General features: G+C 64.9%; 8 protein-coding genes and 2 riboswitches. Of the genes, 4 read left to right on the forward strand and 4 right to left on the reverse strand.

The window, feature by feature from the left end; all coding sequences use genetic code 11:
* Positions 1-56: 56 nt before the first annotated feature.
* The 4 genes from J7I85_RS10810 to gcvP all read right to left on the reverse strand — a co-directional run bounded on the left by J7I85_RS10810 (position 57) and on the right by gcvP (position 6,000).
* Positions 57-1,454: an L-serine ammonia-lyase gene (locus J7I85_RS10810; protein ID WP_214851653.1), complete on the reverse strand. Its 1,398-nt coding sequence runs from the start codon at positions 1,452-1,454 to the stop codon at positions 57-59.
* 139 nt (positions 1,455-1,593) lie between these two features.
* A complete protein-coding gene (gene gcvH, locus J7I85_RS10815; protein WP_102974685.1) occupies positions 1,594-1,977 on the reverse strand; it encodes a glycine cleavage system protein GcvH in 384 nt (127 codons plus the stop codon).
* A gap of 26 nt (positions 1,978-2,003) precedes the next feature.
* Positions 2,004-3,137 (reverse strand): glycine cleavage system aminomethyltransferase GcvT, encoded by a 1,134-nt coding sequence (gcvT, locus tag J7I85_RS10820; RefSeq protein WP_214851655.1) that lies wholly within the window; start codon positions 3,135-3,137, stop codon positions 2,004-2,006.
* Between the two features lie 10 nt (positions 3,138-3,147).
* Positions 3,148-6,000, reverse strand: coding sequence for an aminomethyl-transferring glycine dehydrogenase (gene gcvP, locus J7I85_RS10825; RefSeq protein ID WP_214851657.1), 2,853 nt, complete (start codon positions 5,998-6,000; stop codon positions 3,148-3,150).
* A 151-nt stretch (positions 6,001-6,151) separates the two neighbouring features.
* Positions 6,152-6,252, reverse strand: a riboswitch (glycine riboswitch).
* 188 nt (positions 6,253-6,440) lie between these two features.
* A riboswitch (glycine riboswitch) is annotated at positions 6,441-6,538 on the forward strand.
* Between the two features lie 145 nt (positions 6,539-6,683).
* Between gcvP and cycA the strand changes: the two genes are divergently transcribed.
* From cycA to J7I85_RS10845, 4 genes are all read left to right on the forward strand, one after another.
* Positions 6,684-8,186, forward strand: coding sequence for a D-serine/D-alanine/glycine transporter (gene cycA, locus J7I85_RS10830; protein WP_214851659.1), 1,503 nt, complete (start codon positions 6,684-6,686; stop codon positions 8,184-8,186).
* Positions 8,183-9,154, forward strand: a complete 972-nt coding sequence (purU, locus tag J7I85_RS10835) for a formyltetrahydrofolate deformylase (RefSeq protein ID WP_251024227.1) — start codon at positions 8,183-8,185, stop codon at positions 9,152-9,154. Before cycA ends, purU begins: the two co-directional genes overlap by 4 nt.
* A gap of 31 nt (positions 9,155-9,185) precedes the next feature.
* A complete protein-coding gene (locus tag J7I85_RS10840) occupies positions 9,186-9,995 on the forward strand; it encodes a methylenetetrahydrofolate reductase (protein WP_214851667.1) in 810 nt (269 codons plus the stop codon).
* 198 nt (positions 9,996-10,193) lie between these two features.
* Positions 10,194-11,681: a GntP family permease gene (locus tag J7I85_RS10845; protein WP_251024228.1), complete on the forward strand. Its 1,488-nt coding sequence runs from the start codon at positions 10,194-10,196 to the stop codon at positions 11,679-11,681.
* Positions 11,682-11,724 lie beyond the last annotated feature (43 nt).

Below are 11,724 nucleotides of genomic sequence, written 5' to 3' on the forward strand. Positions count from 1 at the left end.
CAGCATTTTCCGGCCTTCTGGCGCCAGTGTCATTGTTCTCTTTCCCTAGTGCTAAATCAGCAGGCCACGACGTTGACGGCGAGCCCGCCCATGGCCGTTTCCTTGTATTTGGAGCTCATGTCTTTGCCGGTCTCGCGCATGGTGATGATGACCTCGTCGAGCGAGACCCGGTGCGAGCCGTCGCCCCAGAGGGCCATCTTGGCCGCGTTGATGGCCTTCGCGGCGGCGATCGCGTTGCGTTCGATGCATGGCACCTGGACCAGCCCGCCGATCGGATCGCACGTAAGACCCAGGTTGTGTTCCATGGCGATTTCGGCGGCGTTCTCCACCTGCGCGGGCGTGCCGCCCATGACTTCCGCGAGCCCGGCGGCTGCCATCGACGACGCCGAGCCCACCTCGCCCTGACAGCCCACCTCGGCGCCGGAGATGGACGCCTGTTCCTTATACAGCACCCCGACGGCACCGGCGGCGAGCAGGAAACGCACCACCACGTCGTCGCGGTCTTCCTGGGTCGCCTGGTCCATCCCGGGAGCGAAGTGCAGCGCGTAATAGAGGACAGCGGGAATGATGCCGGCGGCGCCGTTCGTGGGTGCGGTCACTACGCGCCCGCCGGAGGCGTTCTCCTCGTTGACAGCCAGGGCGATCAGGTTCACCCATTCCTGCCAGTATTTGGGGTCCCGGTCCTTGTCCTCCTTGAGGAGGCGTTCGTGCCAGTCGGGAGCACGACGGCGGACCTTCAGTCCGCCGGGCAGCAGCCCCTCGCGCTTGAGGCTGACCTCGACGCAGCCTTCCATCACGGAATAGATGTGGAGCAGGCCCGCCCGGATGTCCTGCTCGGAACGGGAGGCGCGCTCGTTGACCAGCATGATGTCCGCGATGGACAGGCCTTGGGAGCTGCAGTGCTCCAGCAGTTCCGCGGCGGTGCGGAACGGCAGCGGCAGCTCGCCCTTCGATTCCTCAAGCTCCTTCAGGGCCGCATCCTCCTCGCCCTCGCGGACAATGAACCCGCCGCCGACGGAGAAGAACGTCGCCTTGCGGAGCTCGGAGCCGTCGGCATCGGAAACCGTGAAGGTCATGCCGTTGGTGTGCCGGGGCAGCACGGTCAGCGGCCGCAAAACCATGTCTTTGACCCCGTAAGGCAGCGGCACGGCCCCGGCCAGCCGCAGCGTCCCGGACTCCGCGATAGCCAGCAGCCGGTCCTCGACCTCATCGGGAAGGATCAGCTCAGGGTGATAGCCCTCCAGGCCCAGCAGGATCGCCGTCATGGTGCCGTGCCCGTGCCCGGTTGCGGCGAGTGAGCCGTACAGGTCCACCCGCAGCGACGCCACCTGCTCCAGGACCCCGGAGGACGTCAACTCCTCGGCAAACACCGCCGCAGCCCGCATGGGTCCCACGGTGTGCGAGGACGAAGGGCCAATGCCGATGGAAAACAGGTCGAAGACGCCAACAGCCATGGTCGGTTCCTAACTGGGTAGTTGTGGTCGGTTCGGGCTGGGGAGGTGGACTTGCTAGGGTGGAGTTTTTGTACAGATAATGGGCGCAAACGGGCCTCGAACTCGCGATATCTGTACAAAAACTCCAACCTCGGGGGAGCTACAGTTCGCCGCCGTTTGTTGCCGCGTATTCTTCGGCCGACATCAGCGGGCCCTCGTCGGTGACGGCCACCTTGAACAGCCAGCCGGCGCCGTAGGGGTCGCTGTTGATCAGTGCCGGGTCGGCGACGACGCCGTCGTTGATTTCGGTCACTTCGCCGGTCACCGGCGCGTACAGGTCGGAGACGGACTTGGTGGATTCCACCTCGCCGCAGGTTTCTCCGGCCGTGACCGTGGAGCCGACCTCGGGCAGGTCCACGTACACGATGTCGCCCAGGGCGTCGGCCGCGACAGCGGAAATCCCGATCCCTACAGGGCCGGCCCCGTCAGCAGCAACCCATTCGTGCTCGGCGGAGTACTTCAGTTCAGAAACAACTTTGCTCATGGCATTTTCCTTCGAGGTTTGGTGGGTTACTTGGAGCGCTTATAGAACGGCAGTGCGACGACTTCGAAGGGCTCGGCCTTGCCGCGCAGGTCGACGTCCAGAACCGTACCGACTTCGGAATGCTCGACGTCGACGTACGCCATCGCGACCGGGTAGCCGAGAGTGGGGGAGGGCTGGCCGGAGGTGACCTCGCCGATCAGCATGCCGTCCTTGAGGACGGGGTAGTGGCCGCGGGCGGCGCGCCGGCCCAGGCCTTTGAGGCCCACGAGCTTTTGGCCAATGGTGGAACCGACGCCGGCTGCCTTGATCGTGGCCAGCGCCTCCTTGCCCACGAAGTCGCTTTCCTTGGCCAGCGACACAACCGGGCCCAGTCCCGCCGCGTAGGCATTGACCTGGCGCGAGAGCTCGTTGCCGTAGAGCGGCATGCCGGCTTCCAGCCGCAGTGAGTCTCGGCAGGCCAGGCCTGCCGGGATGAGCCCGTGCACGGCGCCCGCGTCCAGAAGCGCCTCCCACAACCCGGCGGCGTCGTCGTTGGGCACGTAGATTTCGAAGCCGTCCTCGCCGGTGTAGCCGGTGCGCGCAAGAAGGAGGTCCTGAACGGTGCCGTTGACGGCAATCCCTACCTCAACAGCCGCATAGTACTTCAGCTCGGTCACCAGGGAGTGCTGTCCGGCCGGGACGAGCTGGAGCAGGATGGCTTCCGCGTTGGGCCCCTGCACCGCGATCAGCGAGATCTCCGCTGAGACGTCCTCGACGGCGACGTCGAATTTCGCAGCGCGCTCGGCGAGGGCAGCGGCGACCTTCTTTGCATTGCCGGCGTTCGGTACTACGAGGTACTTCTCCTCGCCGCGGCGGTAGGAGATCAGGTCGTCGATGATGCCGCCGTCGCGATCGCAAATCAGTGAATACTTTGCTTTGCCGACGGCGATTGCGGACAGCTTGCCGGCCAGGGCGTAGTCCAGGAAGGCGCCGGCGTCCGGGCCGGTCACCCAGACTTCACCCATGTGGGAGAGGTCGAACAGGCCGGCCGTGTTGCGCACGGCATGGTGCTCGGCCAGCTCGGAGGTGTACTTCAGCGGCATCTGCCAGCCTCCGAAATCGGTGAAGGAGGCACCGGCCGTTTTGTGCTGGTCGTAGAGGGCGGTGTAGTTCTCGGTCATCGGGGAATCCTTAGTTTTCGAAATCTTCGATGGGAGGGCAGGAGCAGACCAGGTTCCGGTCGCCTGCTGCGCCGTCGATGCGGCCCACCGGCGGGAAGTACTTGTCCTGCCTGAGGGTGGGCACGGGGAAGGCGGCCTGCTCGCGGGGATAGGAGCGGTCCCAGTTGGAACTGACGACGGCGGCTGCCGTGTGGGGTGCGTTGCGCAACGGGGAGTTCTCCACGGTGAAGTCGCCGTTGGCGACCTGCTCGATCTCGGCGTGGATGGTGATCATCGCGTCGATGAACCGGTCAATCTCGGCCAGGTCCTCGGACTCGGTGGGCTCCACCATCAGCGTGCCGGCCACCGGGAACGCCAGCGTGGGGGCGTGGAAGCCGTAGTCGATCAGGCGCTTGGCCACATCTTCGGCGGTGACGCCGGTCCGGGCGGTGAGTTCACGCAGGTCCAGGATGCACTCGTGCGCCACCAGCCCGCCTTCGCCTGTGTAGAGGACCGGGAAGAACTCATTCAGCCGCGACGCAACGTAATTGGCCGCCAGCAGCGCGGACTTGGTTGCTTCGGTCAGGCCCTGTCCGCCCATGAGTTTCACATAGGCCCACGAAATCGGGAGCACACCCGCGGAGCCGTACCGGGATGCAGAAATTGCAACGCCGTGCCCCGCCTCATGCGCGGCCTTGTTCGCATCGCCCGGCATGAACGGTGCCAGGTGCGCCTTCGCCGCAACAGGGCCGACGCCGGGTCCGCCGCCACCGTGCGGGATGCAGAACGTCTTGTGCAGGTTCAGGTGGGACACGTCGCCGCCGAACTTGCCCGGCTGCGCGAGCCCGACGAGGGCGTTGAGGTTGGCGCCGTCCACGTACACCTGGCCGCCGGCCGCGTGGATGGCGTCGCAGACCTCACGGACGTCGGCATCGTACACACCGTGCGTGGACGGGTAGGTGATCATGATCGCCGAGAGAACGTCCTTGTGCGCCTCAATCTTCGCGTACAGGTCGGCGTGGTCGATGGTGCCGTCGGCAGCGGTGGCCACCACCACTACCTTCATGCCGGCCAGCACGGCCGAGGCCGCGTTGGTGCCGTGTGCCGACGCCGGGATCAGGCAGATGTTGCGCTGGTCGTCGCCGCGGGACAGGTGGTAGCCGCGGATGGCCAGCAGCCCGGCGAGCTCACCCTGCGAGCCGGCATTGGGCTGGATGGACACCTGGTCGTACCCGGTGATCTCGGCGAGGTCGGCTTCCAAACCATCGATCAGTTCGCGCCAGCCCTCGGTCTGGGAATCCGGGGCGAACGGGTGGATCGAGGCGAACTCCGGCCAGGAAATGGCTTCCATCTCCGCCGTGGCGTTCAGCTTCATGGTGCACGAACCCAGCGGAATCATGGTCCGGTCCAGCGCCAGGTCACGGTCGGATAGCTTGCGGATGTACCGCAGCAGCTGGGTCTCGGAACGGTGCGTGTTGAACACCGGGTGCTGCAGGTAGTCCGACGTGCGCAGCACGGCTTCGGGGAGTTCAAAGCCCGCTGCGTCCCCTACGGGACCGGCGCCGAAGGCGACGGCTACAGCGGAAAGCGTTGCCGCCGTCGTCGTCTCATCGATGGAAACGCCCACGGTGTCCGCGTCGATGCGGCGCAGGTTGATCCCGCGGGCTTCTGCTGCCGTGATGACCTTGCTGGCCTTGCCGGGCACGCGCACGGTGAGGGTGTCGAAGAAGGAGTCGCTGACCAGCTCGCGGCCCGCCGTCTTGAGCGCGGTGGCGAGGATGCGGGCGCTGTTGTGGACCGTCTCGGCGATTGCCTTCAGGCCGTCGGGGCCGTGGTAGACCGCGTAAAAGGACGACACGATGGCCAGCAGTGCCTGGGCGGTGCAGATGTTGGACGTGGCCTTCTCGCGGCGGATGTGCTGCTCGCGGGTCTGCAGCGCCAGGCGGTAGGCGGGCGCGCCGGCGTTGTCCTTGGAGACGCCGACGATGCGGCCGGGGAGCGTGCGCTCCATGCCGGTGCGCACTGCCATGTACGCCGCGTGCGGGCCGCCGAAGAACAGCGGCACTCCGAAGCGCTGGGCAGTTCCGACGGCGATGTCGGCGCCCTGCTCGCCCGGAGGCGTGATCAGGGTCAGAGCGAGCAGGTCAGCAGCCACTGTCACCAGCGCGCCCCGCTCCTTGGCGGCGGCGATAACGCCGGTCTGGTCCCAGACCCGGCCGGAAACGCCCGGCTGCTGGAGGACGACGCCGTTGATGTCGCCGTCGGGCAGTCCCTGGGAAAGATCAGCAACCTCGACCTCGAAGCCGAGGGCCTCGGCGCGGCCCTTGACGACCGCGATGGTCTGGGGGAGGCAGTCGGCGTCCAGGACCGTCTTGCCGTCCTTGGCCTGCTTGTTCTTGTTCGCCCGGCGCATCAGCAGCACAGCCTCAGCCACGGCGGTCGACTCGTCCAGCAATGAAGCGTTGGCGACCGGCAGTGCGGTCAGGTCCTGGACCATGGTCTGGAAGTTCAGCAGCGCCTCCAGCCGGCCCTGCGAGATCTCCGGCTGGTACGGCGTGTACGCGGTGTACCAGGCGGGGGCTTCGAGGATGTTGCGGCGGATCACCGGCGGGGTCACGGTGTCGTAGTAGCCCTGGCCGATCATCTGCACGACGGTCTTGTTCTTGGCGGCCAGACGGCGGAGCTCGGCGAGGACTTCAACCTCACTCAGGGCAGCGGTGAGCCGGAGGGCATTCTCCTGGCGGATGGACGCCGGAACGGCAGTATCAACGAGGCCATCGACCGAGTCATAACCGACGTTCTTGAGCATGGTGTCGATGTCGGCCTGGCGCCGGGCGCCGATATGCCGGTCGGCAAAGGTTGATGGAAGAGATTGAATCGTCATGAGGAACTCCAGGTTTGGCCGGCCACGTGTGGCACGGCATGGTTTGGGTTCCTCCCCGCTCTGTATTGGACCTGAGAGATTCCGCGGACGTGGTTCTCCGCTTGCACCGTCGGTGAGCCAAAAACGTTTTTTGGCTGCTTTCCAGAGTTGCCTAGCCGCGGCGGTACGGGGGCCTGAGAGATTCCTGGGGAGGATTTGCTCCTACGGCGCCTGCCCGGTGAATGACTGGGAGGACTCTCCCGCCACGGTTCGAAAGGCTATGAAGATGTGGGGTGATTCGGCTCACAAGTTACCGGACAATTCTGCACAGCACAAATCGGAGGTCCTCGTTTGACATTTCTCCGTGACCGAGACCACACTGAACCGGTGGCCAGCGGGTCCGGCCGGCAAGACGGCCGCCGTCGGCACGCATAATTTTTTTACATAACTGAAAATGCTTACGATCTGCGGCGGGAGAGTCCTGCCGGTACGTTCAGCAGGCGCCGTAGGAGCAAACCCTCCCCAGGAAACTCTCAGGCCCACGTACCGCCGCGGCGAGGCAACTCTGGAAAGCAGGCAGGCGCGTCCTGTCTCACCGACGGTGCAAGCGGAAGACCATGTCCGCGGAATCTCTCAGGTCCAAGACAGAGTGGGGAGGAACCGAATCAGTGTGGCTATTCGCCACTTGAACGATGGAGTTCCTTATGACGATTCATCCCCCCGCCTCCCCGCCCAGTTCCTCAGCCGGTGAGGCTTCCCGCCTGGAGCGGCAGCTGAGCAACCGGCACATTCAGCTGATCGCCATCGGCGGTGCCATTGGCACCGGCCTGTTCATGGGTTCCGGCAAGACCATTTCCGCCGCCGGGCCGTCCGTGATCTTCGTGTACATGATCATCGGCTTCATGCTCTTTTTCGTCATGCGGGCCATGGGTGAGCTGCTGCTGTCCAACCTGAACTACAAGTCCTTCAGCGACTTCGCCGCCGACCTGCTGGGGCCGTGGGCGGGATTCTTCACCGGATGGACCTACTGGTTCTGCTGGGTGATTACCGGAATCGCGGACGTCATCGCCATCGCAGGGTACTCCCGTGAGCTTTGGCCGGGACTGCCGCTGTGGATCCCGGGCCTGGCCACCGTCGCCATCCTGCTGCTGCTGAACCTCACCACAGTCAAGGCGTTCGGTGAAACCGAATCCTGGTTCGCCCTCATTAAGATCATCGCCATCGCCGCCCTGATCATCGTGGGCATGTTCATGATCTTCAGTGGTTTCCAGAGCGACGCCGGACAGGCAAGCTTCACCAACCTGTGGAGCCATGGCGGCTTCTTCCCCAACGAATTCATGGGGTTTGTGGCCGGTTTCCAGATCGCCGTGTTCGCTTTTGTGGGCATTGAACTGGTGGGCACCACGGCTGCGGAGGCCAAGAACCCGGAGAGGAACCTTCCCAAAGCCATCAACTCCATCCCGGTCCGCGTGCTGCTCTTCTACGTGGGCGCCCTCATCATCCTGATGTCCGTCACGCCGTGGACCCAGTTCGCCGCCGGCCACAGCCCGTTCATTGCGATGTTCTCGCTGGCCGGACTCGGAGCCGCCGCCACGGTGGTCAACCTCGTAGTGCTGACCTCGGCGATGTCCTCGGCCAACTCCGGGATCTACTCCACCTCGCGCATGGTCTACGGACTGGCCCAGGAAGGCGACGCGCCGTCCGTCTTCGGCAGCCTGTCCCGACGCAAGGTACCCAGCAACGCCCTGTTCCTGTCCTGTGTGCTGCTGCTCTCCGGAGTGGTGCTCATGTACGCCGGCCAGGACGTCGGCAAGGCGTTCGATATGGTCACCACCGTTTCCGCCGTCTGCTTCGTCTTCGTCTGGTCGATCATCCTCGCCAGCTACATCGCATTCCGCCGCCGCCGCCCGCACCTGCACAATGCGTCCAAGTTCAAGATGCCCGGCGGCATTCCCATGGTGTGGGTGGTCTTCGCGTTCTTCGCCTTCGTGCTGTGGACCTTGACCACCCAGCCCGACACCCTGACCGCGCTGCTGGTCACCCCCGTCTGGTTCGTCCTGCTCGGTGCGGCCTGGCTGGTTCTGCGCCGCGGGCCGGCGCACCTGGCCCGCTACGCGGCCTTCCAGGATGAACTGAAGGCTGAGGGGACCGCCGCCCGCGAGCATGCGAGCCGGCGTCTCGAAGAGAAGGAAAGCGTCAAGGGATGATCAGGACAGAGGAAAAGCCATCAACTGTTGCCCGTGCGGCGGACCCGACGGCGGAGCGCCAGGCGGAGGACCGGACGACGGTGGCGGATCAGGCCCGCGGGGCCGGCGGGGAGTTTGTGCTCACCTTCCATTGCCCGGATTCCCTTGGAATCGTCCAGGCGGTCGCGGACTTCCTGCTCAAGCAGGAGTGCTACATCGTTGACCTCAAGCAGTTCGGCGACCGGAACGCGGGGCACTTCTTCATGAGGGTCCACTTCGCCTCGACGGGTGACTCGCCGGTTGACACCGCCGCCGTCGAACAGCTCCGGGACAGCTTCGCGCCGCTGGCAGGTCAATGGAGCATGGATTGGCGCCTGGAGCGCCACGACCGCAAGCAGCGGATCCTGGTGATGGTGTCCAAGTACGATCACTGCCTCAACGACCTGCTGGTCCGCGCCCGCAGCGGCGAACTGCCGGTGGAGATAGCGGCGGTGGTGTCCAATCACCCGGACCTCGAAGGGCTCGCGACCTGGCACGGCGTCCCGTTCCACCACATCCCCGTGACGCCGGAGACCAAAGCTGAAGCGGAGGCCAAGCTCCTGAAACTGGTGGACGAGTATGACGTTGAACTGGTAGTCCTGGCCCGCTACATGCAGGTCCTCAGCGACTCGGCCACCGCCCGGCTCGCCGGCAAGGCTATCAACATCCATCATTCATTCCTGCCCAGCTTCAAGGGCGCAAAGCCGTATCACCAGGCCTATGAACGAGGCGTGAAGACGGTCGGTGCCACGGCCCACTACGTCAACTCAGAGCTCGATGAGGGCCCGATCATCGCGCAGCAGGTGATTGAGGTGGACCACACCTACGCACCCGCGGATCTGGTGTCCGTGGGCAAGGATGCGGAGTGCAAGGCCCTGACGAATGCTGTTCGCTGGCACGCCGAAGGAAGAATCATCCTGTCCGGTAACCGCACGGTCATCCTCCGCTAACAAGCCCATGAAACCAGATCTGGAGTTGCTCATGACGAACCAATTGCCTGTGCGCCTGGAGGTCATTCCCACGGACGGTATCTTTGCCAAAGTCCAGACGGACGTTCCTGTGGGATCAACCCTGACCGTGACCTGCCTCCCGCACCACGGGGTCGAGACCACCGTGCGGGCCTCGGTTCAACTTGGCCAACTGGGCTACAAGGTGATTCCGCATCTTGCCGCGCGAAGCCTCGAAAGCCGTGCCCAGCTTGCCACCATGCTTCGTGGCTGCGAGGCCGCGGGGATCACGGAAGTCTTCGCGATCGGAGGGGACGCTCCGGAGGCTGCGGGTCCCTACGGCAACAGCGGCCGGCTCATGGAAGATATTGCCGACCTGACCGGCGGGAACATGGCCATCGGCGTGGCCGGATACCCGGAAGGCCATCCGAAGTTCAACGAGCTGCAGATGCTCGATGCGCTGCTGGAGAAGCAGCATCTGGCCTCGAACGTGGTGACGCAGATGTGCTTTTCGGCGCCCAGGATCGGCTGGTACGCCGAACTGCTGCGCCGCGAGGGTATTCATCTTCCGATCTGGGCGGGCGTGGCCGGGGCCGTCCCGCGGGCCAAGCTCATCTCGCTGGCCACCAAGATCGGTGTGGGTCCTTCGTTGAAGTTCCTGAACCGCAAGGGGCCGCTCGCGCGCAGGCTCCTGAATGCCGGCAGCTATTCATCCCGGTCCCTGGTTTCCGAACTGGACGCCGTGGAACCTGCGCTTGCGGGCATCCACCTCTACACGTTCAACAACGTCGAAACCCAGCCCGCGGTGGACTGGAGCGGCGTGGCAGGCGCGAGGGCTTCCTGAACCGGGAGCGCTGAGCGTTCACAAGACAAGACGGATAACCAGCGCAGAAGACGCCCGGCCACACGGCCGGGCGTCTTCTGTATTTAAAGTTGTCGTCAAAATCTTGCATTGTGAGTTGAAACCCATAATATGGGAACAGCGAATGTGTCGCTCCTCACGACCGACCCCTGCTCCCAACCCTTCAGTGCGGAAGGCCCAATGATCGGATTCCCCCTCATGTCAGACATCGCTGTCCTGATCAACACAGCCGTCGCGGTGCTCGCCGCCGTGCTGCTCATTGTCCGTTTCAGAGTCAACCCAGTCATCGCCCTGGTGCTCAGCTCCGTTTACCTCGGCCTCGCCGTCGGCCTCGCCGTCGGCCTCGGCGTCGAAAAGACCGTCAAGACCATCACCGCCGGATTCGGCGACATCATGGTGGACGTTGGCCTGCTCATCGCCTTCGGCGTCCTGATGGGCTCCATCCTCAACCAGAGCGGTGCCATCCGGCGCCTCGTGGAGCACCTGCTGAACACGTTCGGACCCAAGCGCCTCCCGTACACCATGGGCCTGGCCATCGGAACGCTGCTGCAATCCATTTTCTTGGACGTCCTGCTCGTCATCTCGGCCCCACTGGCCCGCAAGCTGGCACCCAAAATCGGCAAACTCGGCACGGCACGCATGGCCACCGCCATGGCCATCGCCCTCGAATGCGGCATTGTCTTCACGGTCCCAGGCGTCGCATCCCTTGCCCTGGCAGGCCTCCTCAACGTGCCGCTCGGCAAAATGCTGCTGTTCGGCCTGCTGCTGGTCATCCCGACCATCATCATCTCCATCGCCATCATGACCTTCCTCTTCCGCCGCGGTTTCTGGAACGAGGCCAAGGATGAGGACCACACCTTCGTCGCCGAGGAGGACCGGGAGGGTGAAGAGGAAGAGTACGACGGCGGTGCTGGCCGCCCCGTTAGTGCCGGCGCCGCCAGCGGCGGGCCGGGCTCCAACGGAACCGCTGCCTCCAATGGAACCAAGGCACAGGTCGCCGGTAGCGTCGCCGTGGCCGAACGCGAACCCAAGCAGTTCCCGCTGATCGTCCTGTTTGCGCCGCTGCTGACCTCGCTGCTCCTCATCGGGGCAGGAGCCATCCTGCAGATCCTCAAGATCGACCTGCCCTGGCTGCAGCTTCTCGGCGAACCCGTCATCGCCCTGCTGATCGGCACCTGCCTCGTCAGCCGCTCCGCCATCGGGCAGAAGCGCGTCGAGGAGGCCATCGCCGTCGGCTTCAAGGAAAGCGGCCAGATCCTGATCCTCACCGGCGTGGGCGGCTCGCTCGCCGCGACCGTTGCCGCGGCCGGCCTCGGCCACATCCTCGGCGGCTTCTTCTCCGCGAGCACCGTCGCCCCGCTCCTGGTGGTCTGGGCCATCGCGGCCGTGCTGCACATCGCCGTCGGCTCCGTCACCCTGTCCGCCATCACCGCCGCAGGCCTGCTGGCCCCCATCGCACCGGTCATTGGCCTGGACCCTGTGCTGCTGGCTCTGTCGGCCGGCGCCGGATCACTGTTCATGGTCCACGTCACCAGTAACACCTTCTGGCTCCTGCAGTCGCTCCTGGGCCAGAGCGTACGGGGTGCCCTGAAATCGGTGACAGTCGGGGTTTCGGTGGCCTCCGTCGTCGCAATCCTGCTGATCCTGCCCATGAGCCTGCTGTTCTAGCCGAACCTGAGAACCCCACGCGTTTCCGGCGTACGCCCACGAA

Origin of the sequence: Arthrobacter sp. ISL-65 (assembly GCF_018613795.1) — a bacterium.
In the GTDB taxonomy this organism is placed as follows: Bacteria; Actinomycetota; Actinomycetes; order Actinomycetales; family Micrococcaceae; genus Arthrobacter.

What these genes read in the sequence shown, in the direction of transcription:
- J7I85_RS10810 (WP_214851653.1), bottom strand. Translation starts at nt 1,454, where the DNA reads ATGGCTGTTGGCGTCTTCGACCTGTTTTCCATCGGCATTGGCCCTTCG.
- gcvT (WP_214851655.1), bottom strand. Translation starts at nt 3,137, where the DNA reads ATGACCGAGAACTACACCGCCCTCTACGACCAGCACAAAACGGCCGGT.
- cycA (WP_214851659.1), top strand. Translation starts at nt 6,684, where the DNA reads ATGACGATTCATCCCCCCGCCTCCCCGCCCAGTTCCTCAGCCGGTGAG.
- gcvP (WP_214851657.1), bottom strand. Translation starts at nt 6,000, where the DNA reads ATGACGATTCAATCTCTTCCATCAACCTTTGCCGACCGGCATATCGGC.
- J7I85_RS10840 (WP_214851667.1), top strand. Translation starts at nt 9,186, where the DNA reads ATGACGAACCAATTGCCTGTGCGCCTGGAGGTCATTCCCACGGACGGT.
- gcvH (WP_102974685.1), bottom strand. Translation starts at nt 1,977, where the DNA reads ATGAGCAAAGTTGTTTCTGAACTGAAGTACTCCGCCGAGCACGAATGG.
- J7I85_RS10845 (WP_251024228.1), top strand. Translation starts at nt 10,194, where the DNA reads ATGATCGGATTCCCCCTCATGTCAGACATCGCTGTCCTGATCAACACA.
- purU (WP_251024227.1), top strand. Translation starts at nt 8,183, where the DNA reads ATGATCAGGACAGAGGAAAAGCCATCAACTGTTGCCCGTGCGGCGGAC.